Raw genomic sequence first — 25,478 nt, 5'->3', positions numbered from 1 at the left:
TTTCACGGGTGCCTTCGTCAGTTCCGTTCACCGACGGACCGCTCGTGACGGCACTTCCCTGTGCCGGCCCGAGCTTTCACCGCCGTCCTGGCGGTTCATCCTGGTTCACATCGCTTCCTCAGCGCAGCTTAATTGCCGCCTCAACATCAAAACCAAAATCTAAAAGATTAAATAAAACCAACAAATACCAAAAATGGCTCTTTGGTATTTGGTTTATTTTTAGTCCGTCTTTGATTGTTCTTTTGACCTCGCCGTTGACCTTTTGAGCGGCAATTAAGCTTCGCCGAAGGAGGGCGGATTTCCAGGACGAGCCGACAGGACGTCGGCGAGAGGGTGAGCCGGGACAGGGATGTCCCGTCACGCCCGGTCCGGCAGGAAAGCCGCTTGACTGAGGGAACCCGCTTTAGCGGGCGATGCGCCTGCCGCAAGCCCTGGGTCGCTCAGCCCGCGCAGCGGGAAAGCGAAACGCCCTTGACGTTGACCTTGACCTTGACCTTGACCTTAAGACCCGGACAAGATCCGAACCCGAACCTCGTCCGCCCTCTAAAATGTAAGACAAAAGAAATAATGACGCCGCCAAGGGTAATCTTTTGCAACATTAATGTTGATAATGATTATCATTCATATATTATGTCGCAAATTATAAACGTTGTTTGCCCTGCCACAGGGCTTTGCTAATTGCTATTCCTGAAGCCGTTGTTGAGCGAATACCCATAATAACATCGCAGGTATTTCGCATGATTAAGTTTTCATCCCGCCAGGGATTACTGCACACGTCTCTCGTCGTGGGGACACTGTTCACCGCCGCCGTCTCCACGCCGCTTACCGCGGCTGAGCAGACCGATGAATCGTCCGCCAAAGCCCGCCAACAAAACACGCCGCAGGATGATGCGGTGATGACCGTCTTGTCGCCAGAAGTGAAGAAAGTGGCAGGAAGTTCAGTCACCCTTAATGCTGCCGATATGCAGCAGCGTGGTGGCAATAACTTCGGCACCATCATGCGTTACCAGCCGCTGATCGGCGCGGTAGGCAGCAGCAGCGGTTCTTCCACGGGCAAAAGCGGCTTCGACCGGGGCGGCTACACCGGCTATAACATCCGTGGCCTGGAAGGTAACCGCGTGGCGCTTGACGTCGATGGCATCCCGCAGCCAGAAGCCACCGGGCGCAGCTACGCCAGCCGTGCCGGGGTGAACACCTTCGGCATCGGCCGTGACTACATTGACCCTTATCTCTACGGTCGCGTCGAGATTGAATCTGGCGCAACGATAACGTCACGTGCGAATACCGCACTGGGCGGTACCGTTTCCTTCCTGCCGAAATCAGCCGATGATTATCTGACGCCGGGCAAACACACTGCGTTTGGCTTCCAGAGCGATTACGACTCCTCCAGCCGCAGCTGGCATAACGGCATCACCGCTGCCACCGGGGATGAAACCCTGCGTGGTCTGATGGTGTACAGCCGCCGTGATGGTCAGCAGACCCGTAATAACAGCGATGAACTTGACGCTTACCCGGAAAACTGGCACTCCGACGCGTTGCTGACGTCCGCTATCTGGCAGCCGAACGATGAGCACAAGCTGACCGGAACGGTCGATTTTTACAGCAAAGTGAATCACAGCCGCTATGACAGCTGGGCCACTGACGGCAATACCTTACTGGGCGATGCGAACCAGCAAAGCAACACCCGCCGCTGGGGTGTCAGCCTGAAAGATGAGTGGACACCGGGTAACGACTGGGTCGACAGCCTGAGTAATAAAATTTATTACCAGCACACTGAAGCACACGACAATACGCTGATGCCATTAGGCACTGCGGGTGCCATGCAGCGCGTGTACTCTGATTACAACGTGGAAACGTACGGCTACGAAGCCCAACTGGCGAAGACGCTGGGTCGCCACGATCTGCTGGCCGGGATCAACGGGCGACTTTCAGAAACCGAACGCCCGTTCAGCCAGTCTCCGGCACAGAGCGGCACCAGCATGACCACCAAACCTGAGGGTGACAGCCGTACCCTGGTGCTGGGCGCGTTTGTGCAGGACAGTATCCTGTTTGACCTTGATGGTCATGCGTTCTCTGTGGTGCCGGGCGTGCGTGTGGCGCATCAGGAAACCAAACCGCAGAACCTCGCCAATATGGCCGCGGGCACGGATGTGCTGACGCCTGCCGATGCAGAGAAGCTGTACGGAAAAACCAACAGCGATACGCAGCTGCTGCCGTCCATCAGCTTTAACTATGATATTACCCCGCAGCTGATGACCTACGTGCAGTACAAGCGCGGCGCGCAGTTCCCGAACGCCAGCCAGCTGTATGGTTCATGGAACCTCGGTTCCAGCTACGCCGGAAACAGTCAGTATGCCTTGCTGGGCAATACCGATCTGGAAACGGAAACCAGTAACAACGTTGAATGGGGCGTGAAGGGCCAGGCAACGGAAGGCGTAACGCTGCATGGTGCGATGTTCTATAACACGTACAAAAACTTTATTGCGTCGACCCGTTATTCTCGCGCTACGGCACCGGATAAGTTCGTTAACGTTCCTGCGAATATAGCCACTATCTATCAGGCAGAAAACCGTGATAAAGCCTATATCTGGGGCGGAGAAGTCAGCACCAAAATCAACTATGGCACCTGGTTTGATCAGGTTAACGGCCTGAGTACCACCTTTGCGTTGGGCTACAGCAAGGGCCAGGCAAAATCCCGCTATGATGGCGACAAGTATGTTGACCTCGACAGCGTGGCCCCGATGAAAGCCGTGGTTGGCGTGGCGTTTGACGATCCGGCGCAGCGCTTTGGTACGGCGATCACCGCGACTTTTGTTAAAGGGAAGCAGGCGCAGAGCACCAACCGCAACAGCTACCAGAACAGCGGAGGCGCCCTCACGGACGCCACCACGGAATATGCGCGCGTGCCCGGTTACGGCATGGTGGATATGACGGCCTGGGTGAAAGTGACGAAGAACGTGAAGCTGAGCGGTGGGGTATATAACCTGACCGATCGTAAATATTGGGATTATCTCAGCAGCCGTAATATGACCGGGGAAACTCAGGTGGATATCAACGACCGCTCACTGGCCGTCCAGCCAGGACGTAACTTCCAGTTAGGTGTGAACGTCGATTTCTGATGTAAAGCAAACGCTGAACACCAGCACGGGCGACCAGAAAAAAGGGTCGCCCCGTACAGGATTGCGTAGGGGCTGACCTTCTTTTTTGGTCAGCCCTTTATTTTGCGTGCTGATCAATATGCCCCAAATCCCGCTCCGGGAAGCAGACGGCGCGCAGGCGGCGTTTGATCTCGGCGGCATCCGGGAAGCCGTCATCGGTTTTACGGTTCCAGATCACCTGCTGATTTACCGTGATCTCATACACGCCGCCGGTACCGGGGATGAGGGTAACCGCACCGAGATCGGTACTGAAGGTATGCAGCAGTTCCTGCGCCATCCAACTGGCGCGCAGCATCCAGTTGCACTGGGAACAATATTGGATCGTGACAACCGGTAATTGGCTCATGCAAGTAACCTCACCATCGTATTGAGAAGATTATTTTCCAGCCCCGGCCATAAACATCCGGACCGCGCAGGCTGTCATTTCACGTACCCGCTTCTCGCTCATTGGCGGAGCGGTGCGCTGATAAATACGGATTTCAATTTCAGCGGTCAGCAGTGCCAGAAACTGCAAGGCGCGTACCTGCGGATCGCCGAGGCGCAGCGCGCCGTTATCCATCGCTGACGAGAACAACCGCGCCAGTTTTTCCACGCTCTCACGCGGGCCGGATTCATAAAACAGCATGCCCATATCGGAATGCCCGGCTTCTCCCACCACCATACGATAAACCGACAGGGCGGTATTATCCGTGGTCATCACCTGCAACATCTGCTCGCCAAAGCGCTGTAGTTTCTCTTCCAGCGTGACGCTTTTCGCCACCGCATCGTTAAGTACATTGGCGGCGTCTGTCAAATGCTGCGTGGCATAGGTGCGGATCACCGCGCTGAACAGCTCCTCTTTCGAGGGAAAATAGTTATACAGCGTGGCTTTGGAGCCGCCAAGGCGCTTTGACAGCTCATTCATGGACGCGCGCTCGTAACCCATCTCCTGGAAAAGCTGTGCGGCAGCTTCCACGATTGCCTCACGGCGTGCTTCAGTTCGGACTTTCATCGGCTCTCCCGCGAAAAATAAACCCGAGTGTACATTTTATTGACAGAAAAATCCTGCCAGGGCATAACTATACCGTACAGTACGGTTCACTTATAAAAAGGATATTCTTATGTTCACTCAACGCCAGGTTTTTACATCGTCTTTATTGCTCCTCTCACTAATACTGGCAGGCTGTGCGGGCACGCAGCCGCCACGTTATGCCGGGTTATCGTCTGCTGAACAGCTGCGGCCTAACAGCGGTGAGGATGCCTATCGCCAGCCGTGGCGCACCGCAGGCCAGGTCGACTGGAAAAAATACACCACAGTGACGGTGGATCCGGTCATCGTCTATCAGGGCGCGGATAATCAGTTTGGCGATCTCAGCCAGGCCGATCGTCAGGAGCTGGCCGATTATCTGTACCAGCGCTGCAACGAGGTGCTGAAAACCCGGTTTTCACCCAGCCAGCATCCCTCGCCACAGGCGCTGCGCATTAAGCTGACGCTTACCGGAGCCGAGACCACCACGCCGGTGCTGGGAACGTTCACCAAGTTCGATCTGGCGGGTGGGCCGTACAATATTGTGCAGGCGGTGCGTGGGCGGGAAGGGCTGATGAACGGCTCAGTCAGCTATGCCGTTGAGATCTATCAGGCCGACAATAACCAGTTATTACAGGCCTGGGTGACGAAACAGTATCCTAATGCAATGAATGTCGGGGCCAGCTTTGGTTCCCTGTCGGCGGCTAAAGTGGGCATTGATAAAGGGGCTGACCAGCTGCTGGCTGTGCTGAAATAGTCTGACGTCAACACCAGGAAATACCCGGAAACAGAAGCGGCCGCAGAGCCGCTTTTTTTCTAAATGCTTTTTAACGCTGAACTTTCCCCGATTTCTTCTTTGTTCTGTCTGTGCGGCTTTGTTATTGCTGTCGTTTACTTCAGGCAAAAAAAGAAGGAAGCCTTAATGGAAATCTACTGGTATCTCACCGCCCCCGACGGGCCGCAGCCCTGGACCGCCTCCGGCAGTCGCAAAATCGACTATGCCTGGTTTCAGGAAGTGGCGCAGGCGGTGGATAATCTGGGGTTTACCGGCGCGCTGCTGGCCACCGGCGCGCACGACCCCTGGATTGTCGGGGCTTCGTTGATCCCGCTGACGCAACGGATGAAGTTCCTGATCGCGATCCAACCTGGGCTGGTTTCCCCCACGCTGCTGGCTAAAATGGCGGTGACGTTCAACCAGTTCTCCCAGGGACGCGTGCTGCTCAATGTGGTGAGCGGCGATAAAAATACCCTGGGTGCGTATGGTCTGCATCTTGAACACGACCAGCGCTACCAGTTAAGCGATGAGTTTCTTACCGTGCTGAAGCCGTTGCTGGCAGAACAGACGGTGGATTTCGAAGGCGAACACCTGCATATCAGCAACGCCCGTCTGGCGCTGGGCAACGGTGGCTACCCACCGCCTGCGCTATGGTTCGGCGGTTCATCGGAGGCAGCGCAGGACGTTGCGGCAAAACATATTGATACCTATCTCTCCTGGGGTGAAACGCCGCCGCAGGCCGCAGAGAAAATTGCCGCCGTGAAACAGAAAGCGCTTCAGCATCAGCGCACGCTGCGCTTTGGCATTCGTCTGTATGTGATCCTGCGGGAAACGGATGAAGCCGCGTGGCAGGCGGTGGAGGAGCTGTACCGTTCAATGGACGATAAAGCGATTGCTGCCTGCCACGCGCTGGCCGCCGGATCGGATTCTGTCGGTCAGGCACGCATGAGCGCACTGCACAATAACGCCCGCCCGGAAAACCCGCGTGAGCTGGAGATTTACCCGAATCTGTGGGCTGGCATCGGTCTGGTCCGTCCGGGGCCGGGTACCGCGATTGTCGGCAGCCCGGAAACCGTTGAACGCGTACTGCGTGACTATCAGCAGGCCGGCGTAGAGGTGTTTATCCTGTCCGGTTTCCCGCTGGTGGAGGAAGCACAACGCTTCAGCCAGCTGGTGTTACCGCGTCTGTCGCTGGACGCGCCCACGGTGACGCACGTGGCCAATGATTCCGGTAATACTTTCACCTGGAGCAATCTGTGGGACAGCCCGGTGGGGCAGCAGGAGGATCGTGGATGACGTTACGTATCGGCAGTCACCCGAACAATCTTTCACTGTTTATTCTGCGCCATCGCGGCGTGCTGGAAACGGCGCTGGCAGCGCAGGGCGGCGTGGTCTGGACGGATTATCTGCATGGGGGCGACAGTGCCACTTTCCTGGCAGAACAACGGCTGGATGTCGTCGGCACCGGGTCCACGCCGCCGCTGCTGGCACAGGGCAACGGTCTGGACGTGGCCTATCTGGCGGCCTCACCCGACCGGACGGCAAACTGCGCGCTGCTCGGGATGAAAGACGGGCCGCGTCAGAGCGCCAGCGATCTCAAAGGCGCGCGCATCGCCTGCATGAAAGGATCGTTTACCGACCATTTCCTCGCCCGGCTGCTGTTGCAGAACGGGCTGACACTGGACGATATCCAGCTGGTTGACCTTAACGGCAGTGAGTCTGCCCGTGCGCTGCGCGAGGGACGGGTGGATTTGTGGGCGGCTATCGATCCCTGGCTAACCGCGGCACAGGATGCTAAAAAGGTGCGCTGCCTTGTTCAGGTGGGCGAGGTGATCCGCAACCGTTCCCTGTTCTGGTGCCGTGAACGCTGGCTGCATCAGTCTGCGCAGCAGGCGGAAATCCTGCTGACGGTACTGGCCGAGAATGACCGCTGGATCGCCAGCAACAGTCAGCAGGCCGCGGAGCTGATCCATCGGCATCTTCCCGGCTCACTCAGCATCACCAGCTGGCTCTCGACTATTCGATCCCGCCCGTGGGGCATTCACCGGGTGACCCCGGAACTGCTGGCAGAGCAGCAACAGCAGGCCGACGATCTGTTGGCCGCCCGATTTATCACCCAGGCGCTGCGGATTAACGTTGCGCTCGACAATGGAGTACAGGCATGAATAAGGGAGTGCTGCGCTGGCTGGTCGCTGCGGCGTTAGGCGTAACAATGACGGCGCAGGCCGCAGACGAGATCACACTGAGAATAGGTTTTTTACGGGCACCGACCGACCTGGCGCTGGCGAAAGAGAATGGCAGCCTGGAAAAAGCGCTGGCTGCGCACAACGTAAAACTGGAATGGGCAGGGCCGTTCTCATCAGCGGCACCCGCCTATGAAGCAATGAATGCCAACGCCATTGATATGACCACCGGCAGCTCCACGGCCTTTGTCACCGCTATTGCCGCCGGGCTGCCGCTGGTGTTCTTTGGTTATCAGGCGATGTCGCCTGATGGCGAAGGCATTGTGGTGCGCAACGATTCCACGCTGAAAACGCTGGCGGACCTGCGCGGTAAAAAAGTGGCGGTGAACAAGGGTGGCACGGGAGAGTATCTGCTGTCACGCGCGTTGCAGACGGCCGGGATCAAAGAGAGCGAAGTACAGAAAGAGTACCTGACGCCGACGGACAGCGGCAGTGCCTTTGTCGGCGGTCATGTGGATGCCTGGGCGGTGTGGGACCCGTTCCTGTCGCTGGCGCGTCAGAGCTACGAAGGGCGTCTGCTGACCAATGGCAAACAGCTGGGATCGGAGAACGCCGTGGGTTACTTTGTCACTGAGCAGTTTAACCGCCAGCATCCGGACGTGGTGAAGATCGTCTGGCAGGTGATGAAAGAGCAGAATGTCTGGGCCAAAGCGCACCCGCATGAAGCCGGGAAAATCTGGGCACAACAGATGGGCCGTCTGGGCGAAGGGCTGGGCGATCGGCTGGGCGAGGTCAATACCGTTCCGCTGTCGTCAGTAGGGGCAGAGCAGCGCCAGCATATTCAGCATGTTGCTGAGTGGTACTTGCAACAGGGGCTGATTAAGGCTATTCCTGATATTCAGGGTCACAGCGTGGAACTGTAACTCACGCGCTATCCTGCCAAACCGGGCCGACCAGCAACGTCGGCCCCACGTTTTATGCACCGTACGGAGCCTGGCTAATGACACGTATGACGGCAAAAGATTTCCCTCCTGAACTGCTCGAATATTTTGACTTCTATGTACACGGTAAAATCACGAAACGTGAGTTTCTGGATATCGCGGCGAAGTTTGTTGTCGGTGGCCTGTCGGCGGCGGCACTCGGCACCTTACTGACGCCGAATTATGCCTATGCGCAGCAGGTTGAGTTTACCGATCCAGATATTCTCGCGGAGTATATTCACTACCCGTCCCCGCAGGGACACGGGAGCGTGAAGGGTTACCTCGTCCGTCCGGCGAAAGTCACGGGGAAGGTGCCTGCAGTGGTGGTGGTGCATGAAAATCGCGGGCTGAACCCTTATATCGAGGATGTGGCGCGGCGGGTGGCGAAAGCCGGCTTTATTGCGCTGGCCCCGGACGGATTGAGTTCGGTTGGCGGCTATCCGGGCAATGATGAGAAAGGGCGCGAGCTGCAACAGCAGATTGACCCGACAAAGCTGATGAACGACTTTTTTGCGGCGATTGAGTTTCTGATGCAGCACGATGGTGCCAGCGGCAAAGTGGGCATAACCGGCTTCTGTTATGGCGGCGGGGTGGCGAATGCGGCGGCCGTGGCCTATCCCGAACTGGGCGCTGCCGTGCCGTTTTATGGTCGCCAGCCGAAAGCGGAAGATGTGGCCAAAATCAAAGCGCCGCTGCTACTGCATTATGCGGAGCTGGATACACGGATTACCGAGGGCTGGCCGGCTTATGAAGCTGCGCTGAAAGAGCATCATAAAGTCTACGAAGGCTATGTGTATAAAGGCGTGAACCACGGTTTTCATAATGATTCGACGCCGCGTTATGACAAAGCGGCGGCAGATCTGGCGTGGGAGAGAACCATCGCCTGGTTTAAACAGTATCTGGTGTAACCGGACTCTGGCGTTTGATCATATCCACCAGCGCCCTCAGGCTGACGGGCATATGGCGATTCGCCGGGAAATAGAGGCATAAACCAGGGACTGGCGGGCACCATGCCTCCAGTACCCTGACCAGCATTCCCTGATTGAGCGCTTCCCGCACATGGCTTTCTGGCACATAGGCGATCCCCAGCCCCTGGAGAGCGGCCCCGGCCATCAGGGCTGAGCTGTTTAGCGTCAGCGTGCCGGGAACATCCAGCGCAACCTGCTGGCCGTGGCGCGAAAATTCCCAGCGATAACGCCTTCCGCCGGGCAGACGCTGGCGAATGCAGCGATGCTGCGCCAGATCATCGGGCACGCCGGGGGCCGGATGCTGCGCCAGATAGGCGGGTGAGGCCACGGCAACAAACCGGATATCCTCACCAAAACGCACGGCGATCATATCGGCGGCCACATCCTCCGCCAGCCGGATCCCGGCATCAAACCCCTGTGCCACAATGTCCACCAGCCTGCCATCCACCACCAGATCCAGCTCCACACCCGGATAACGAGCCTGATACTCCGGGATGACGGTCATCAGTAGCTGCTGAATCGCTTCTTCACCGCCGTTAATCCGCAGCGTTCCCAGTAATTGTCCCTGTGCATCCGCCACCTCTTCCAGCGCCTGCTCCAGCCCGTTGAGGTGCGGTGTAATGCGCCGCAGCAGCTTTTCTCCGGCATCGGTCAATGCCACGCTGCGCGTGGTGCGGTGCAGCAGGCGCACGCCAAGGCGCTCTTCCAGCCCGCGAATAGCATGGCTCAGGGTTGAGCGCGTGACGCCTGATAATTCTGCCGCCCGGCGAAAACTGCGTTGCTCTGCCACGGCGATAAAGGCTTTCAGGTCAGAGATCGAGGGGGTTCGTATTGGTGATTTCATTTCACCTCTTCATGCCAATTGTTGAGTCTTATCATGCCAGTCAGCGTGCCATAAGCTGTGCGGGTGAGTAAACAACATTGATGGAGAGCAGCGATGAGCAACAAAACATGGTTTATTACCGGCACCTCGACAGGCCTGGGGCGTCTGATGACAGAACGCCTGCTGCAGCGGGGGGATCGGGTGATTGCCACCCTGCGCAGGCACGGCCCGCTGGACGATCTGTTAGCCCGCTGGGGAGAACAGCTCTCGGTCGTGCTGCTGGATGTCACGGATACCGCCACGATGCGCACGGTGATACAGCAGGCCTTCGACCGCGCCGGGCGTATCGATGTGCTGGTCAGTAACGCAGGCTACGGACTGTTTGGCGCAGCGGAGGAGGTCAGTGACGCGCAGATCGCACGGCAAATCGCCACCAACCTCACCAGTTCAGTGCAGCTGATCCGCACCGCATTGCCGTTTCTGCGCCAACAGGGAGGAGGGCGGATTGTGCAAATTTCTTCGGAGGGTGGGCAAATCGCCTGGCCTAATTTCAGCCTGTATCACGCCAGTAAATGGGGGATTGAAGGGTTTATTGAGTCCGTCGCGCAGGAGGTTGCGCCGTTCGGTATCGATTTCCTGCTAGCCGAACCGGGGCCGACTGATACGCCGTTTGTCACCGGGATTGATATCGCTGAACCGATGGCGTGCTACGACAACACACCCGCAGGAGCCGTGCGGCGGGGGATTGCCGATGGCAGCATTGCGATTAATGGTGATGCGAAAAAAACCGTGGATGCGATTATTGCCGCAGCGGATCTCGATAACCCGCCGTTTCGTCTGGCGCTGGGCAGCAAGGCGTATCACTCTATTCGGGAAGCGCTGACCTCGCGTTTGCAGGTGCTTGACGCAACGAAAGACATCGCATTCAGCGTTGATAAACAGGGCTGACCATGCAGAGCGAGCCGTCCGGCTCGCTCTGTCGGGGGGGTTAGTGGGTGGCGGATTTTTGCATGGAGGCGGTGGTGACGGCGCGCTTATTCTGTGCCGCCTTCACGCGCATATATTTCACCGCAATGGCAATCACCGCCGTCAGCAGAGCACCGGTAAACATGGTCAGCAGGGCCAGTGACGGTTTGTTCATCGCGCTCAGCAGGACCACAATTGGCCCGCCGTGCGCAACCTGATTGGTGATGCCCAACTGGAACGCCATCACCGCTGCCGCCATACTGCCGATCACGTTAGCCGGGATCACGCTAAGCGGGTCGCGTGCCGCAAACGGAATGGCCCCTTCAGAAATACCCACCAGACCCATCGCAAACGAGGCTTTACCGGCTTCATTCTCTTCACCAGCAAACAGCGACAGCTTACGGGACAGGAACGTGGCCAGACCCATCCCCAGCGGGGCTACCGGAATGGCGCAGGTAATTGCGCCCATATACTCCGCATGGCCTGCCGTCAGCATGCTCAGGCAGAACAGGAAGGCGACTTTATTCACCGGCCCGCCCATATCAAACCCGGCCATGCCGCCGATCACAATACCCAGCAGCACCAGGCTACTGCCATTCAGCGACACCAGCAGATGATTCATTCCGGTCATGGCGCTGGAAATCGGTGCGCCAATCACAAAAATAAATAGCCCGGCAATAAACAGCGTACCCGTAAGGGGAACGATCAGGATCGGTACAAGTGGTTGTACCATTTTGGGGTAACGGCGCGTGGCCAGCCAGCGCACCACATAGCCCACAATCAGCCCGGCGAGGATCGCACCGATAAACCCGGTTCCCGCTTCTGCGCCGTAGAAACTGCCGGTATTGGCAATCCAGCCGCCGATAAAGCCGGGAGCCAGCGCGGAGCGGTCGCCGATAGCGTAAGCGATATAGGCGGAAAGGATCGGGATCATCAGTTTGAAGGCCACCACGCCGACATCCAGCACCGACTGCCAGATACTGCCTTCGGGAATACTCATGCCGGAAGGGCCGGGCTGGCCGCCAATAGCCAGCGACAGGGCGATCATCAGCCCACCGGTGACCACAAAGGGGATCATATGCGACACGCCGTTCATCAGAAAACGGTAGATATCGCTGCGTCCTGAAGGCTGCGCAGCCGCGCTGCTGCTGGAAGATTTATCAGCCTGATACAACGGGGCTTCCAGCCCCTGGCGGATCACCTGCTGCGCAGCTTTAATCGGGGCTTTGACCGGGGTTTGAATCAGTTTCTTCCCGGCAAAACGCGCCATCTCCACCTGTTTATCACTGCACACCAGAATGGCGTCGGCCTCGGCAATTTGCTGTGCCGTCGGGCTGTTACGCACGCCGATGGAGCCGTTGGTTTCGACAATAATCTGGTAACCCAGTTCACGTGCTCCCTGTTCCAGCGCTTCCGCCGCCAGGTAAGTGTGCGCGATCCCGGTCGGGCAGCCGGTAACGCCGATCAGCAAGCCTTTGGTTGCGGTAACCGTGGACGCAGACGTCTGCGTGGGGGCGGTCAGCAGCGCCATGACGGCCGCCGGGCTGTCGGCGGCCAGCAGACGTTCACTGAAACCGTCCTCAATAAACTTCCCGGAGAATGCCGCCAGCACTTCGATATGGTGGTCGGCACCCTGCTCAGGCGAGGCGATCATAAAGAACAGGCGGCTGGGCTGACCGTCTTCAGCACCATAATCGATGCCCTGACGGCTGATGCCGATAGCGACGGCGGGATGTTTCACCGCGGCACTTTTTGCATGAGGAATGGCAATCCCATCTTCAAACCCGGTGTTCGCAATGGCTTCGCGCGCCTGCACATCGGCAATAAACTGCGCTTTATCCGTAATATTGCCGGCACGGAACAGCAGTTCAGCCATCTCGCTGAACACCTGCTCTTTGCGGGTGGCGTGTAAATCAAGGCAGATTAATGTTTCATTTATAAGTGTGTTAATCATTATGCAGCCTCTCGGTCGGTCAGTAGGGGGTACAGCAATAAGATCGGGTGACTTACGGCAGGGTGCGTATCCAGTTCATAGTGGCCGGGTAGTCGGGGGCATTAAACGCCAGCGATCCCATGACCACGGTATCCGCTCCGCTGCGACGCAGTTCCGGCACGGTATGTTCACGGATGGCACCATCGGCCGCGAGGAAGATGTGTTGCTGCGCAGGGGAATCCTGGATCAGACGGCGTGCCTGTTGCAGCCGGTCGTAAGCCTCATCGGCCAGTCCCTGACCTTTGACTCCCATGCGCGTGCCGAGCAGGGTGACAAACGCCAGGCGGGAGAGATACGGCGTTAAATCGCTGACCGGGGTATGCAGTTGCAACACCATCCCGGCGGCACAGCCGTGGTGCTCAATCCGCGCCAGCGCCTGTTCGATGGGCTGATTTTCCCCCTGAATCGAGATGATATCGGCACCGGCCTCGGCAAACTGGTCGATCTGCTCCAGCAGGATCGCGTCGGATACCATCAGGTGAACATGCAGCGGTTTGGTGGTGACCTTGCGCAGCGCCGCCACCAGGTCCGGGAAAAACAGCATTGAGGGGGTAAAGTGGCCGTCAGCAACGTCAACATGGTAGATATCCGCCAGTTCATCGACGCGAGTGATGTCATCGGCCAGATGGGCGAGGTCGGCTGACCATACCGACATTTCAGCCAGGAGGCGGTCAGTAGGCAGCTGTTGCAGGCAGTGGGTACGTGGGGTTGTGGTCATCATCATGTCCTTGTTCACAGAGTCGATTAATTCGGGCCAACAGGCTGACCCGCCTTATCTTCATCATTGATTTTTTGCTGTCGCTTAAAAACACAGCGCCACGGATAAATTCATTTCCGGTTTTCGTTAAAACCGGAAATGAATATGAATACGATCACAGTCAGGCAACATGTCTTGCCCTAAAATAGGAAAAAACAGCAAAACAGGTAAGATGATGGCCGCACTGGGTGAGCATTTTCAGCGACTCTATATGCTTTACGCCGCGCATGATGTTGCGCATTTGCAGGTGGATGAAGTGGCACATGCCCTGAGCAGTACGCCGCGTAATGCGCGCATTCTGTTAAGCCGGATGCGGGAATCAGGGTGGATAGACTGGCAGCCCCAGCGCGGTCGGGGAAAACGCTCTTCGTTACGCTTTTTGATCACCCCGCAGGCGCTGCAACAGCACAATCTCAGCGACTTACTGGAGCACAGCCAGTTCGATAAAGCGCTGAAAATGGTCGGCGGCAGCAGTCCGAAGATCAAAGATCTGATCCGCGATAATTTCGGCACCTTTATCACCAACGATGAAGTGCAGCTTAAAATCCCGTATTACCGGGCGATTGACGGGCTGAATCCGCTGCTGCCGCAGCGTCGCACCGAGCGCCACCTGATCCGCCAGTGCTTTAGCGGCCTGACGCGTTACGATCCCTTTCAGCGTGCGGTGGTGCCGGACCTGGCGCACTACTGGTTGCACAACGACAGCTTTACTCAGTGGCAGTTTTTTCTGCGTAAAAACCTGCACTTTTCAGACGGCAGTAAAATCAATGCGGATGAGGTACGCCGCTGCCTTGAACATGCCCGCCATTCGGCGCAATTTCGCGCTCTGTTTAGCGATATCAGCGAGATTTCACTCGATGGTGAATTAAAACTAAGCTTTCTGCTACAGCGGCCACTGGAAAACTTCCCCGGTCTGCTTTCGGTACTGGCCGCGCGGCTATTCAAAACGCGTAATGGTCAGTGGTTGTGCAGCGGCCCGTTTTGCATCAGCGAGCATAGCGATACCGTCCTCTGTCTGCGGCGCAACAGTCACTACCACCAGAGCAGGCCGATGATCGACGAGGTGAATGTCTATCGCTTCGATACGCAGGAGCTGAACATGAGCTTTATCACGCTGCTGCATACGCATCAGGCCGAGTCGATCAATAAGCCCACCGAACGCAAGCTCGAGCAGGGCGGCTGTTTCCTTCTGATTGACAGTGAAGGTCACTGCGCGGATATGCACTGGCGGCGTTTTATCAATGAGGTGCTGCAACCGCTGGATATTCTGCGCCGCAGCCAGCTGACGCCAAACTACTCAACGGCGCTGGCTTATGCCACCGGGATGCTGCCGGACTGGAACCACCGTATTATCGATTACGGCCAGCCGAACCCCTCCTTTGGCAATAATCGCCCGCTGGTGCTGGCCACTTTTGAACAACCGGAGCTGAGTGAGCTGGCGCGTGGCATTGTCGCTATCCTTCAGCAGCATGGCATCAGTTGCCAGATCAAGCAGGTCAGCTGGCTGGAGTTTATGAGCGGGAAAGTGGAAGGGGCCGATCTGTGGCTGAGCAACTTTATGATCGACTTCGACGATATTTATTCGGCCCTGAGCTGGATGATCCCGGACCCGGTGTTAAAACATCTGCCGCAGGAGATGACGCAGAGCCTGCATCTGCTGATCCAGCAATACAGCCAGCACGAGAACGAGCGCTTTATGCCCGCCATCGCCCGCTGGTTTATGCGCATCACCCAGCAGCGCTGGCTGTTGCCGCTGTTCCATCACTGGCTGGATTACGAATCGGACTCTGCCTTTACCTGGCGCGATCTCAGTACGTTAGGCTGGCCAGACTTCAGCCAGCTGTGGATTGAGTAATCTGAGGGTTATGCGTGTATCTGCTGCTGAAGGATGGCGGTCAGTTCGGCGAAATAGGCTGCTTTATCGCGGGATTTGGCCGTGATTTCATCACATGAAACGTGCAGATCGGCAGCCACCGCCTGCGCCAGTGCTAGCGGGTGGATCTCATCCTCCGCGCAGCCTATCACTCGACGTGAAACCGGCAGGGCACGCAGTGCTTCGCTGTCGAAACCCGGATCGCACAACACCAGACGCCGCAGTAACTGCGGGTCCACTTCCTTGCTGAACAGCGCCTCCAGCGCGCTGGCATTATCAGGGGACAGGGCAGCCAGGGTGGTGAACAGGCCGCACTGACGGAAGGCCTCAAGGCCGGTGTGCACCGGGAAATAGTGCAAATAATCGGCCGCGAGGGCAAACGGCACCATATTGGCGGGGCTGCGCCGCTGATGCCAGGCCGGGCGCACCAGCGTCAGGCTGCTCACGCGCTGCGGCTGCTGTGCGGCAAACCGGGCAACGATGGCCGCCCCCATTGAAATACCGGCAAAATGCGCCTGTTCAATCTCCAGATGATCGAGCAACGCGCTCAGATCGCTGGCGAACGGGATAATGCCCAGCTGCGCTTCATCCCCCTGCGCAGTACCGCCATGACTGCGGCATTCGAGGGTGATCAGGCGGCAGTCTTCGGCTGTATAACTTTGACGTGTCTGCTGGTGGTCCCCGGTCAGACCGTGCTGGAACACCAGCACCGGGCCCGCCGCACGATTATCGCTGTAGCTGAACGTCAGCCCCTGATGCGTAAAGGTACTAAGCATGAACCCCTCCCGCCTGAGATATAAGGCGTGCCAGCAGAGCACTGACGCCAGCGGCATCGTCCGCTGGCAGGCCGTGCGTGACCACACAGCCGTCAAACCCGGCGGTATGCAGCGCGTTGATATACCAGGGATAATCGAGTACCCCGTGCCCGGCGGTAACAAACTCACCGCGGGCATCACGGTCTTTAGCATGGGCAATGGCAATGGCCGGGGCGAGCAGATCCAGGGCCTCACCCATCACGCGCTGCTGCTGGGCCGCATCTGCCTGTTCAAACAGGTTTGCCGGGTCAAAAATAATTTTCAGGCGCGGGTGCTGAAGTTCATCGATCAGCTGACGCGCCCGGGCAGCGGAATTCACAATATTGGCCAGCTCCGGCTCAATACCGAGGTTGACCTGGTACTGGTCGGCTATCGCCAGCGCCTGTTCCATCGAGCGTAACAGTGTGCGCCAGGCGGCGGGGCTGTTGTTCTCCGGGTGCGCGCGCCACTGGTCATCGGCGTCCAGCGTGCCGCTGCACAGTGTTAACAGCGGGCAGTGCAGACGGGCGGCCGATGCCGCAATGGTCTCCAGTGATGCCATCCCCCGTGCAATCACCGCCGCGTCGGGATGCGTCAGATTAAAGGTCGCTGAGATGGCTTCCATTTTTATCTGATGTTTAACGCGTGCTGCGTTGATCTCGTTGAGGATGTTTTCCGGGACGGCCGTGGGCAGGGAGGGCAGCCCGGCGCTGGCGTAGTTAAACTGGGTGGCCTGAAAGCCACACTGTTTTATCAGGGCGAAGTTTTCATCCACGCTGGCGGTGGCGAACGTTTTCGAGAATATGCCGCTATACATCAGACAGACCCCCGCGCGCTGGTGACCGATACACTGCGACCTTCCCGTACCGACTGCTGGATAGCGGCCAGCACCTGAACCACATGCAGACCTTCCTCCACGCTGGTACCGGTCACCGGTTGTTCAGTCAGGATAGCGTGGGCAAAGGCCTCCAGCTGGCGGCGATAAAAATGACCATCGGCGGCTAACGGGCGCTGCCAGCATGCCGTTTTTTCATGGAAAATATCGACATCGCTGGATTTGAACAGCCACGGGTTATACGTTTTTGCCAGCACGCTGCCGTTTTCGCCATAAAGCTGGAAACCTTCATGCCAGTCCATGCGTACACCAACGCTCAGATCAAGCTGGCCAAGCGCGCCGTTGGCAAAACCGATATCAATAAACCAGCAGTGGACCCCGCCGCGATGCAGGAAACGCGCTTCCACATCGGTGATGGTGCCATTAATGTAAAAGGCGGTATCCACCAGATGGCTGCCGTGTGCCAGCAGGTAGTATTGTTGCAGGTCCGCTTTCGGATCGACGCTGGGTTTGCGTTTTGCCGCGCTGGTAATCATTTTTGGCTGCACTGCATCGGTGACAGTGTAACGGTGGCTGTTATCGCCATACCAGCCTTTATACGCCACCGCCTGGCCCATCTCCTGCTGAACGAAATCACGCGCCGCCTGAATGCCGCCATCGAAGCGTTTCATATGGCCGACCTGCAATAATTTGCCGCTGGTCTGCGCAATCTGTACCAGCTCTTCGCTCTCTTCTACCGTGATCCCGAGGGGTTTTTCACACAATACGTGTTTGCCTGCTTTTAACGCTTTAATCGCCAGGGGCACGTGGAACGCATCGGCGGTGGCGATAATAATCGCATCGACCTTTTCATCATCCAGCATCTGCTGATAATCGGCATACGCCACTTCCGGCGCCCACATCGCGGCCATGCGCTGGCGCAGGTCATCGGCGCTGTCGCAAATGGCATACAACCGGGCGTTACTGGCTTTGATGCAGGATTCAAAATGGCCCGCCTGCGAGATCGGCCCGCAACCCAGTACACCGACGTTAATTTTACCCGAAGTTTCCATCACGCTCTCCTTTACCCCACAGGGATAGTTGAGCTACGGCGGCAGCCGCAGCCTGATGGAGTGATTATCGTCAGGGAAAGAAAACCGGAAAACTGAACATCAACGCGGGGATTTTTTCCGGTTTTAGCCAAAACCGGTCATTTATCGCGGGGGAGGTCACAGTTTACTGCTGTAAGAGGCAGTAAAAGCGGAAACTGCGTGTTTAAAGGGAGGGTGCAGCGGGGGCGGCAAACGCGTGCTGGCGCGGATAGCGCAGTGCCTCAATCATGCGCGAAAAAGCCGCTGTATGCTGCTTACGGCTGGGATAATAGAGATAATAGCCCGCAAAGGGTTCGCTCCAGTCGAGCAGCACACGCTCAAGTGTGCCGCTGGCAAGGTGATCGGCGACGGTATCTTCCGGTAAGCAGGCCAGTCCCAGGCCGGAGAGGGCGGCATCAATGCGTGACACCAGCGAATTCATAATCAGCTGCCCTTCAACCCGCACGCGTATTTCCCGCTGATCCTTCTTAAATTCCCACGCATATAACCCGCCCATGGTCGGCAGGCGCATATTAATACAGTTGTGCTGCTGCAAATCCTGCGGTATTTGCGGGCGACCATAGCGGGCGAAATAATCCGGTGAACCGACCACCGCCATACTCCAGTCAGGCCCGATACGCACTGCGATCATATCTTTCGCCACCTGCTCACCTAAACGCACTCCGGCATCGTAGCGGCCGCTGACAATATCCGTCAGGGTGTTGTCGACGGTGATTTCCACATTCACATCGGGGTACTGGTGCAGAAACGGTTGCAGGGCAGGCCAGATGGTGGATTGCGCCGCGTGCTCTCCGGCCGTCAGTCGAATATTACCGGCGGGTTTGTCGCGCATTTCGGTAATGGCGACCAGCTCAGACTCTATTTCTGTCAAACGCGGGCCAATGGAATTAATCAAGCGCTCACCGGCTTCGGTGGGGGCCACACTGCGAGTGGTGCGCGTGAGCAAGCGCAGGGCAAGCCGCTCTTCCAGCGCCCGAATCGAGTGGCTGAGCGCCGACTGAGAGACCCCGAGTTTCGCGGCCGCTTTGGTGAAACTGCGTTCGCGCGCCACCACCATCAGGGAAATAAGATCGTTGAAATTATCTTTTAACACGCGAGACCTCGGCACATCTCAAGGGGAAGGCAGGCAGTGTAGCGCCTGACGTGAACTTATGCGAAAAATTCAATAATCGGATGCATTATGGCCAGATTTTGCGAATGTTATGCGGTGTTTATGACGAAATTAGTGAATGGTATTCATAACAATTAATCAAACCACAATTTGCGAAGAGGGGGACCACGGAGATACTGGCACAAATCTAATTCGCTAATCATTCGGTTTCAGGTCTGAGGCCAGTGTGCTCAAGCTGACCTCAGACCTGAAGCCGAATGTCAGCTATTAATGCCTACAGTACTTACGTAGCCATTAGCGCTGATACTGCGCCTCGCTCACATGCTCCAGCCAGTCGACCGCTTTACCGTCCTGCGCCTCAGCAATCGCAATATGCGTCATGGTGGTATCCGCTCCTGCACCGTGCCAGTGCTTCACACCCGGGCGGATCCAGACGATATCCCCGGTGGTAATCGCCTGTGCTTCCTTATCCCACTCCTGCACCCAGCCCTGGCCTGCAGTGACAATCAGCGTTTGTCCCAGCGGGTGAGTGTGCCACGCCGTGCGCGCCCCGGCGGAAAACGTCACGGTCGCACCGCCCACGCGGGCCGGTTCAGTAGCGCTGAACGGTGCGTTGATTTCCACCTTACCGGTGAAATAGTCTGCCGGGCCAGCTGCCGCAGGTTTACTGCCGTGTTTAATAATCTCGATCATCTTATTTTCCTCTACATTGATATCTGTCCATCATAGGGGATTAGCGCCATACGATTGAGAACGTCTGGTGTATAGAAGTGATGAAAAAAATTCATAAATCGTCTTTTAAGACGGTAATACGGGCATTTTTTGGTCCTGTTTACGCGCCAGTTCTGTTTTTTTGAGACGGGTGAAGGTGATCTGCGTCACATTTATCGGCAAAAAACAGCGTTCGTTCAGAGACGCATCAGCAGAGGCGAAAACCGATATTTTCTGTTTTTCATCAGTCTGTTAAGTCAAATTAAAGCAGCTTTTCACTTTTGGTGTAAGGAATATGTAAGGAAGAATGTCTAATTATTCCTATTGTTACCGTAAATGATAATGATAATAATCGCATTCGCATTCCCACTGGTGCCCTTTGGCACATTTAACCTGCATCAAAGCGGGTTTTCCTCCAGGTAAAAAGGATCGTGAGATGAAAGTCAGGGCGCTATGTTCGCTGATGCCGTTATTAATGGCAGGGCCACTTTATGCTGAAGAAACAGCCGATAGCGGGGGAGATATGGTGGTCAGCGCCAGCCGTACCGCCAGTGAGAAGAAAGATTCCCCGCAGGTCATCACCATCATTACCCAACAGCAGATTGAACAGCAGCGGCAGATCACCTCTGATACCTCACAGATTTTAAGCAACCTGTTACCGTCGTTTTCCCCCAGCCGTCAGAAAATGAGCGGCAGCGGCGAAACCCTGCGCGGCCGCATCCCGCTGGTGATGATTGATGGTATTCCCCAGTCGAACCCGCTGCGTCCTACCGGGCGCGAAATGCACACCATTGATGCCTCAATGATCGAACGTATTGAGGTGATCCACGGTGCCAACGCCAGCAACGGCATTGGTGCCGCGGGCGGGGTGATTAACCTGATCACCAAACGGCCGGAACCGGGGGCCTTTAATCAGCATTTTGGCGTGGAGGCCTCGTCTCCGACTTCGCAGCTCAAAGGCGACACCATGGGGTACAAAACCACCTATGGCGTTGACGGGCGCGAAGAGTATCTCGATTACCTGTTCTCGGTAAGCTATGAAGATCAGGGGCTGTATCTGGATGGCAATAACCGCCCGGTGGGAGTGGATAACACCCAGGGCGATCTGATGAACTCCCGCGCTTATGATCTGTTAGGCAAAGTCGGTTACTGGCTGGATGACGATCAGCGCATTCAGCTCAGCGCCAGCTACTACCAGCTCAAAGGCAAAAATGATTATCTCAGCGTCACCGGCGACCGCGAACGCGGCATCCCGACCACCTCGATCAAGGGCACGCCGGAAGGCGAAGCGCCACATAATGAGGTCTGGAGCACGGCGATAACCTACGACAACTACAATCTGGCCGGCATGAAACTGTCGGCGCTGGCGTATTACCAGCAGTATGAAGCCCTGTTCGGATCAACGCTGTCCGGCTCCTTCCAGGATGCCAACATTGCCCCGGTGGGGACGCTGTACGATCAGTCGCGCGCGGTCACCACCAAGTACGGCACCAAAATGGCGCTGACCAAAGACGATATCTGGGACGACTACCTGAAAGTCACCCTGGGCTTCGATACTCTGTTCGACCAGTCTAAGCAGGATCTGTGGGGCACACATCGCACCTATGTACCGGAAATTAAATACACCGATCTGTCGCCGTTTGTGCAGCTTGAAGTCGCCCCCGTGGACTCACTCAAACTGTCCGGTGGCGTGCGCTATGAATATGCACGCCTGGATATCGACAGCTACCAGACCATCGCCAGCGCCAACAGTGTGACGGTCGGCGGCGGGAAACCGAGTTTCGATAAAACGCTGTATAACGTTGGCGCGGTATGGACGCCCGTCGAGCCACTCAGCCTGTTTGCCAACTACTCTCAGGGCTTTGCCATGCCGGATGTCGGCCGTGTGCTGCGCGGCATTAACCAGCCGGGGATGAGTGCAGGGACCTTCCTGAACCTGCAACCGATTGTGACCGAGAATACTGAGTACGGTTTCCGCATCGATCAGCAGCCGTTTGATTTTGAACTGAGCTACTACCAGTCCCGCTCCAAACTGGGTAGCCGTGTTGACCGCGTGGGGGATGTCTACGTAACGCGCCGTGAGAAAACCGAAATCGACGGCTTCGAAGGCACCCTGGGTTATGCGGTCAATGATGATCACCGCCTGAAACTCAGCTATTCGCATATGCGCGGCCGCTATGACAGTGATGAAAACGGTAGCCTGGATGCCAAACTCGATGGTCTGAATGTTTCACCGGACCGCATTATTGCCAGCTGGTCGGCGAACTGGACGCCGCAGTGGAGCTCCTTTATTCAGGCCAACTGGGCGTTAAGCCGCGAGTTTGATGAAGAGGATAAAGACTTCAGCGGTTACGCGCTGGTGGATGCCGCCGTAGGCTATAAACTGCCGCGTGGACGGGTCAACCTGGCAATCTCTAACCTGTTTGATAAGCAGTACATCACCTATTATTCGCAGAGTGCCCTGGTGGAGCCGGACCGCTACTTCTCCGGCCGTGGCCGTACGGTGACGCTGGGATACAACGTTGATTTCTGATGTCACCCATAATGACCGCCGCAGGGTGCTGCGACTAGGCCTTGGCATATTGGCCGCCGGTGCGCTGTTGCCGCTCAGGGCGCAGGGCACCGCATCCTTGCGCGTGATCACCCTGTTTCAGGGGGCGACCGATGCCCTCGTGGCGCTGGGGATTACCCCCTGCGCCGTGGTGGATTCCTGGAGTGAAAAGCCCACCTACCGCTATCTGCGCACGGCATTAAACGGTGTGCCGCACGTCGGGCTGGAAACCCAGCCCAGCCTTGAAGATATCGTGCTGCTGCGGCCAGATGTGATTATTGCCTCGCGCTTTCGCCACCAGGCGATCGCGCCGCTGCTGAAGCAGATCGCGCCGCTGGTGATGCTCGATAACGTCTACGAATTTAAGCAGACCGTTGAGGCGGTGGGCCGGGCGGTCAATCGTCAGCAGATAGCCGCCGCGTTGCTACTCCGCTGGCAACAGCGCGTTAATCGCCTGCGTCAGTTACTGGAACAGCACTATGCAGCACGCTGGCCGCTGACGGTCTCCGTGCTGGATATCCGTGCGGACCATCTGCGTAGCTATCTGCCGCAGAGTTTTCCCGGCATGATCCTCAGCGAACTCGGCTTTCACTGGAATGAGGCCGCACGCCAGGCAACAGGTGTGTCGATCAAACTCAGCGGCCGCGAAAGTCTGCCGGTGGTCAATGCCGATCTGTTTTTTGTCATGCTGCACGCGGAAAAGTCCGTGGTGCGGGATAACTACCGTGCGCTGGTCAGTCATCCACTCTGGAAACAGATGCAGGCGCCGCAACACCACCAGGTGTGGCAGGTGGACAGCGTGACCTGGGTACTCTCCGGCGGGATTATTGCCGCGAATGCGGTGCTGGAAGATATCGAACGCCTGCTGATTGTGGGGCAGCCAACATGACGCCAGCGATAAAACTGTGCATCCTGGCGTTACTCCTCCTGATGGCCGTGTTGCTCAGCCTGATGGCAGGGGCCAACTGGATATCACTGCCGCAGGTGCTGGCGGCGCTGACCCGGCACGATAGTATGAACCTCCAGCATATTCTGGTGACCACCTCCCGATTGCCGCGTACGCTGATGGCGCTGGCCGTGGGGGCCAGTCTGGCCGTTGCGGGCGCGCTGATGCAGGCGCTGACGCGCAACCCGCTGGCGTCACCTGGCCTGTTCGGCATCAATGCCGGAGCCACCTTCTGTATTATCCTGTGCAGCGCCGTATTCTCACTGGCTTCCCTCAACGCGTTGGTCTGGTGCGCCTTTGCCGGCGCCGCCGTGGCGGGAACGCTGGTGTGGCTGATCGGTACGGCCGGGCGTGGACGTCTTAATCCGCTGCGCATTGTGCTGGCCGGGGCATCGATCACCGCGTTGTTTACCGCCTTTAGCCAGGCGATGCTGGTGATCGACCAGCAGGGGCTGGATACGCTGCTGTTCTGGCTGGCCGGATCGCTCAGTGAGCGTGAACTGGCTGCTGCATGGCCGATCCTGACGCTCAGCGCTGTTGGGCTGGCGGTGACGCTCCTGTTTGCCGGGCAGGTGAACGTGCTGAATGCCGGGGACGATATAGCCACCGCGCTGGGCCAGCGTGCCGGGCCTGTTCGCCTGCTGCTGGCGGGGCTGATTGTGCTGCTGGCAGGGAGCGCCGTGGCGCTGGCCGGCAGCATTGGTTTTATCGGCCTGGTGGTGCCGCATATGGTACGCAAAGGCCTCTCCATCGATCATCGCTGGCTGTTGCCAGGCTGCGCGTTGGGGGGCGGATTACTGTTGCTGTTGGCCGATATCCTGGCCCGCGTGGTGATCCTGCCCCAGGAGGTGCCGGTGGGGGTGATGACCGCGCTGTTTGGTGCGCCTTTCTTTATCTGGCTGGCGCGGCGTGGAGGGCGCTATGGATAAAATTATCGCGCTACGCTGGGGCGCTTTTTCACGCCAGATCAATCTGAATACCGTGCTACGGCTGTTGCTGGCGTTGGGTATTCTGCTGCTGGTGATGCTGCTGTCGCTGACGCAGGGAAAAGTGACAATGTCACCCACAACCGTGTTGCGCTTGCTGTTTAGCGATGACTCCGGCGGGCTGACATTTATTGTGCAGCAGCTCCGCCTGCCGCGCATCGTACTGGCGGGGCTGGTGGGTGGGGCACTGGCGGTATCGGGTCTGATCCTGCAAAACATTATTCGCAATCCGTTAGCCTCGCCCGATCTCCTGGGGATCACCAGCGGTGCCGGGACGGCCGCCGTGATCTACCTGGCCTTCTTCAGTATGACGCTGGGCGACAGTCTGTTGCCGCTGGCGGTTATTGCGGGTGCCGGGCTGGCCACCGCCAGCGTCTGGCTGCTGGCCTGGAAGCAGGGGGCATCACCGCTGCGACTGGTGCTGATCGGCGTGGGTGTGTCGGCGCTGCTCGGGGCGGTGACCACGCTGATCCTGGTGTTTAGCCCGCTGACCACCACGCTATCGGCCTACGTCTGGCTGACCGGCAGCGTATACGGTGCCACCTGGTCGCAGGCCGTTGCCCTGGCGCAGTGGCTGCTGGCGATCGTGCCCTTATTGATCTGGCTGGCCCGTCAGGTAATGGTGCAACAGCTGGATGAGGGGCTGGCAGGCGGCATTGGCGTGCGCGTGCAGTGGCAGCGCGGCGGGCTGTTACTGGTGAGCGTGGCGCTGGCGGGCGTGGCGATTGCCTGGGGCGGGGCGATGGCGTTTGTCGGGCTGATTGCCCCGCATATCGGCAAGCGTCTGGTTGCCGCCGGATTTGCCGGGCAGGCGCTGATGAGTGCGATGGTCGGTGCCATGGTGCTGATACTGGCCGATCTGATTGGCCGCGTGGTGTTTCTGCCCGCCGATCTGCCTGCCGGGATTTTTGTCGCGGTACTCGGCACACCGTTCTTTTTAACTCTGCTGATCACCCAACGTCACTAAGGAA

At 57.6% G+C, this 25,478-nt stretch carries 22 protein-coding genes; 12 read left to right on the top strand and 10 right to left on the bottom strand.

Translation table 11 applies throughout. From position 1 onward, the window contains the following. Positions 1 to 737: 737 nt before the first annotated feature. The gene (locus LJN55_RS12180; RefSeq protein WP_227534533.1) at positions 738 to 3,119 is read left to right on the top strand and encodes a TonB-dependent receptor domain-containing protein; all 2,382 of its coding nucleotides are present in this window, start codon (positions 738 to 740) and stop codon (positions 3,117 to 3,119) included. A 97-nt stretch (positions 3,120 to 3,216) separates the two neighbouring features. Here LJN55_RS12180 and LJN55_RS12175 read toward each other — a convergent pair whose 3' ends face one another. Beyond that, on the bottom strand, positions 3,217 to 3,504 hold the full coding sequence (locus LJN55_RS12175) for a SelT/SelW/SelH family protein (protein ID WP_133841995.1): 288 nt from the start codon (positions 3,502 to 3,504) through the stop codon (positions 3,217 to 3,219). A gap of 30 nt (positions 3,505 to 3,534) precedes the next feature. Further along, positions 3,535 to 4,149 (bottom strand): TetR/AcrR family transcriptional regulator, encoded by a 615-nt coding sequence (locus LJN55_RS12170; RefSeq protein ID WP_133841996.1) that lies wholly within the window; start codon positions 4,147 to 4,149, stop codon positions 3,535 to 3,537. A 109-nt stretch (positions 4,150 to 4,258) separates the two neighbouring features. On the opposite strand from LJN55_RS12170, the gene LJN55_RS12165 reads away from it, so the two are divergent. The 5 genes from LJN55_RS12165 (at position 4,259) to yghX (ending at position 9,010) form a co-directional block, all read left to right on the top strand. Next, complete coding sequence (locus LJN55_RS12165; protein ID WP_133841997.1) at positions 4,259 to 4,921, top strand: DUF3313 domain-containing protein; 663 nt, start codon at positions 4,259 to 4,261, stop codon at positions 4,919 to 4,921. Between the two features lie 165 nt (positions 4,922 to 5,086). Then, on the top strand, positions 5,087 to 6,235 hold the full coding sequence (locus LJN55_RS12160) for an LLM class flavin-dependent oxidoreductase (protein ID WP_171148443.1): 1,149 nt from the start codon (positions 5,087 to 5,089) through the stop codon (positions 6,233 to 6,235). Beyond that, positions 6,232 to 7,104, top strand: coding sequence for an ABC transporter substrate-binding protein (locus tag LJN55_RS12155; RefSeq protein WP_227534532.1), 873 nt, complete (start codon positions 6,232 to 6,234; stop codon positions 7,102 to 7,104). Before LJN55_RS12160 ends, LJN55_RS12155 begins: the two co-directional genes overlap by 4 nt. Further along, a complete protein-coding gene (locus LJN55_RS12150; RefSeq protein WP_133842000.1) occupies positions 7,101 to 8,045 on the top strand; it encodes an aliphatic sulfonate ABC transporter substrate-binding protein in 945 nt (314 codons plus the stop codon). Before LJN55_RS12155 ends, LJN55_RS12150 begins: the two co-directional genes overlap by 4 nt. A 77-nt stretch (positions 8,046 to 8,122) precedes the next feature. Beyond that, the gene (gene yghX / locus LJN55_RS12145) at positions 8,123 to 9,010 is read left to right on the top strand and encodes a YghX family hydrolase (RefSeq protein WP_133842001.1); all 888 of its coding nucleotides are present in this window, start codon (positions 8,123 to 8,125) and stop codon (positions 9,008 to 9,010) included. Here the strand turns inward: yghX and LJN55_RS12140 are convergent. Next, entirely contained in the window at positions 8,991 to 9,914 is a 924-nt protein-coding gene (locus tag LJN55_RS12140; protein WP_159336614.1) for a LysR family transcriptional regulator, read from the bottom strand. The genes yghX and LJN55_RS12140 overlap by 20 nt on opposite strands. Before the next feature lie 93 nt (positions 9,915 to 10,007). Here LJN55_RS12140 and LJN55_RS12135 point away from each other — a divergent pair, with 93 nt between their 5' ends. Then, positions 10,008 to 10,841: an SDR family oxidoreductase gene (locus tag LJN55_RS12135; protein ID WP_133842003.1), complete on the top strand. Its 834-nt coding sequence runs from the start codon at positions 10,008 to 10,010 to the stop codon at positions 10,839 to 10,841. Between the two features lie 40 nt (positions 10,842 to 10,881). On the opposite strand, the gene LJN55_RS12130 is transcribed toward LJN55_RS12135, so the two are convergent. Beyond that, positions 10,882 to 12,813, bottom strand: a complete 1,932-nt coding sequence (locus tag LJN55_RS12130; RefSeq protein WP_227534531.1) for a PTS fructose transporter subunit IIABC — start codon at positions 12,811 to 12,813, stop codon at positions 10,882 to 10,884. A gap of 52 nt (positions 12,814 to 12,865) precedes the next feature. Then, positions 12,866 to 13,576 carry a ribulose-phosphate 3-epimerase gene (locus LJN55_RS12125; protein ID WP_227534530.1) on the bottom strand — a complete coding sequence of 237 codons (711 nt, stop codon included), beginning with the start codon at positions 13,574 to 13,576 and terminating at the stop codon, positions 12,866 to 12,868. Between the two features lie 163 nt (positions 13,577 to 13,739). Here LJN55_RS12125 and LJN55_RS12120 point away from each other — a divergent pair, with 163 nt between their 5' ends. Next, a complete protein-coding gene (locus tag LJN55_RS12120; protein ID WP_227534529.1) occupies positions 13,740 to 15,464 on the top strand; it encodes an SgrR family transcriptional regulator in 1,725 nt (574 codons plus the stop codon). Positions 15,465 to 15,472: 8 nt separating this feature from the next. Here the strand turns inward: LJN55_RS12120 and LJN55_RS12115 are convergent, their stop codons facing one another. The 5 genes from LJN55_RS12115 to LJN55_RS12095 form a co-directional block, all read right to left on the bottom strand. Next, complete coding sequence (locus LJN55_RS12115; RefSeq protein ID WP_227534528.1) at positions 15,473 to 16,258, bottom strand: alpha/beta fold hydrolase; 786 nt, start codon at positions 16,256 to 16,258, stop codon at positions 15,473 to 15,475. Continuing rightward, complete coding sequence (locus LJN55_RS12110; protein ID WP_227534527.1) at positions 16,251 to 17,093, bottom strand: sugar phosphate isomerase/epimerase family protein; 843 nt, start codon at positions 17,091 to 17,093, stop codon at positions 16,251 to 16,253. Before LJN55_RS12110 ends, LJN55_RS12115 begins: the two co-directional genes overlap by 8 nt. Continuing rightward, positions 17,093 to 18,163 (bottom strand): Gfo/Idh/MocA family protein, encoded by a 1,071-nt coding sequence (locus LJN55_RS12105; RefSeq protein ID WP_159336620.1) that lies wholly within the window; start codon positions 18,161 to 18,163, stop codon positions 17,093 to 17,095. The genes LJN55_RS12110 and LJN55_RS12105 overlap by 1 nt, the downstream gene beginning before the upstream one ends. Before the next feature lie 202 nt (positions 18,164 to 18,365). Then, positions 18,366 to 19,295 carry a LysR family transcriptional regulator gene (locus LJN55_RS12100; protein ID WP_227534526.1) on the bottom strand — a complete coding sequence of 310 codons (930 nt, stop codon included), beginning with the start codon at positions 19,293 to 19,295 and terminating at the stop codon, positions 18,366 to 18,368. 312 nt (positions 19,296 to 19,607) lie between these two features. Continuing rightward, entirely contained in the window at positions 19,608 to 20,003 is a 396-nt protein-coding gene (locus tag LJN55_RS12095; protein ID WP_208868825.1) for a (R)-mandelonitrile lyase, read from the bottom strand. A 457-nt stretch (positions 20,004 to 20,460) separates the two neighbouring features. On the opposite strand from LJN55_RS12095, the gene LJN55_RS12090 reads away from it, so the two are divergent. The 4 genes from LJN55_RS12090 to LJN55_RS12075 are packed head-to-tail and all read left to right on the top strand — an operon-like array spanning position 20,461 to position 25,474. Next, positions 20,461 to 22,557: a TonB-dependent receptor gene (locus tag LJN55_RS12090; RefSeq protein ID WP_192933168.1), complete on the top strand. Its 2,097-nt coding sequence runs from the start codon at positions 20,461 to 20,463 to the stop codon at positions 22,555 to 22,557. Further along, positions 22,547 to 23,464, top strand: coding sequence for an ABC transporter substrate-binding protein (locus LJN55_RS12085; RefSeq protein ID WP_227534525.1), 918 nt, complete (start codon positions 22,547 to 22,549; stop codon positions 23,462 to 23,464). The genes LJN55_RS12090 and LJN55_RS12085 overlap by 11 nt, the downstream gene beginning before the upstream one ends. Then, positions 23,461 to 24,450 carry a FecCD family ABC transporter permease gene (locus LJN55_RS12080; RefSeq protein ID WP_159336623.1) on the top strand — a complete coding sequence of 330 codons (990 nt, stop codon included), beginning with the start codon at positions 23,461 to 23,463 and terminating at the stop codon, positions 24,448 to 24,450. The genes LJN55_RS12085 and LJN55_RS12080 overlap by 4 nt, the downstream gene beginning before the upstream one ends. Continuing rightward, a complete protein-coding gene (locus LJN55_RS12075; RefSeq protein ID WP_227534524.1) occupies positions 24,443 to 25,474 on the top strand; it encodes a FecCD family ABC transporter permease in 1,032 nt (343 codons plus the stop codon). Before LJN55_RS12080 ends, LJN55_RS12075 begins: the two co-directional genes overlap by 8 nt. The last annotated feature ends 4 nt before the right edge of the window (positions 25,475 to 25,478 follow it).

Source organism: Erwinia rhapontici (assembly GCF_020683125.1).
GTDB classification, from domain to species: domain Bacteria; phylum Pseudomonadota; class Gammaproteobacteria; order Enterobacterales; family Enterobacteriaceae; genus Erwinia; species Erwinia rhapontici.
Note: the sequence above shows the minus strand (reverse complement) of the source record. Positions and strands in the feature narration are given on the sequence as shown.